The sequence below is a fragment of the Paracoccus sp. FO-3 genome (genome assembly GCF_006386455.1).
Lineage (GTDB): Bacteria > Pseudomonadota > Alphaproteobacteria > Rhodobacterales > Rhodobacteraceae > Paracoccus > Paracoccus versutus.
Window position 1 is genome coordinate 1 of record NZ_VCBQ01000278.1, and the last position, 1104, is coordinate 1104.

General features: G+C 58.6%; 1 protein-coding gene and 1 pseudogene. Both read right to left on the minus strand.

The window, feature by feature from the left end; genetic code table 11:
- Positions 1-54: 54 nt before the first annotated feature.
- Entirely contained in the window at positions 55-846 is a 792-nt protein-coding gene (locus tag FE811_RS26960; protein ID WP_140849584.1) for a TniQ family protein, read from the minus strand.
- A pseudogene (locus tag FE811_RS26965) lies at positions 843-1104 on the minus strand (NTP-binding protein); the annotation flags it as partial. The gene FE811_RS26960 and the pseudogene FE811_RS26965, both read right to left, overlap by 4 nt.

Consider the following 1104-nt stretch of genomic DNA (forward strand, 5'->3'; position numbering starts at 1 on the left):
TGTCGCGTTGCCCTTTAATCTGAGACGCGACGCGTTTGGCGACAATTTTTGCCCTTAATTGTAAGATACGGCTGTCATGGGGCCCCTGTTTCTCGCGCACCTTTGCGCGATGTGATCAACCGCGGCAAGCAATCGAGGCTCCTTCTCGAAGGCGCGCAAGAGAGCAACCCTTGCATAGTCGTCGATGCTTTTGCTGACGATGGCTGCTTTAGCCAAGGGGTGAGATCGAGCGGCGGCGATTGCGGCGAGGCAGAACAGCCTCACTTCCGATCTGGGGTTCTGGACGGCGAACGACGGATCCCCGCGGAAGGTTTTGAGTGACATGGCAAAGGCGACTGCACGCATTGCGCGCCGAAGTTGCTTGGGGCCACGTGATCGCACGGCGCACTCAAGCATCCCTGCCCCGCGGCGCGCTCGGTATATCAGCTTCTCGGATACTTGTTCGTCGCGTGCTTTGCAAAGGGTCTGCACAAGTCTCGACCCGCAAACTTGACAGTCAAATGCCCAGGCCCGCCTCCAATGCCTGAGCGAAAGACCCTCTCCGGAGCATTGCAGGCAATGCTGGAATGGCATCTGGGCCGTCAGCGAGGCTTCTCGTGGCGTCATTGCTGGAAAGGTCAAAGATCGCACGACATCTGGGGCGACACGTGCAGCGCTGGCAATCTTCTCTGCCGCCGCCGCGTCGATGTTGAAGTCCAAGGCGGTGCTATGCGCGGTATCGATTTCAATATGAGCCAGCAGTTCGGCGTCATCACAGTAGTTGGCCGCAGCCAACCGAGACAACCAACCTGACAACAACTCGTCTGGCAGCGGCGCGACAGTCTTGGGTAGCGGGTGCGGCTTCACACCCCGGACTTCTCGAGCCGCCGATGGGCGTTCGCATGGCGCAACCAAACCGGCGTCCATTTTGCGATTGCGTCATCGGTGATGCATTCATCACCTGTGACAATGGCGTCGATGGAAAGATCCTTGATCAGGGCGAAGATGCGCGAGGTCACCCCGCCGGTCAGCGCAAGTATCTGCTTGAGCGACTTGACCCTCAGATTGGATTTCTTCTCGAGGGGCATTGCCGCGATGAGTGTCTGGATCATGTCCGAGAACTCG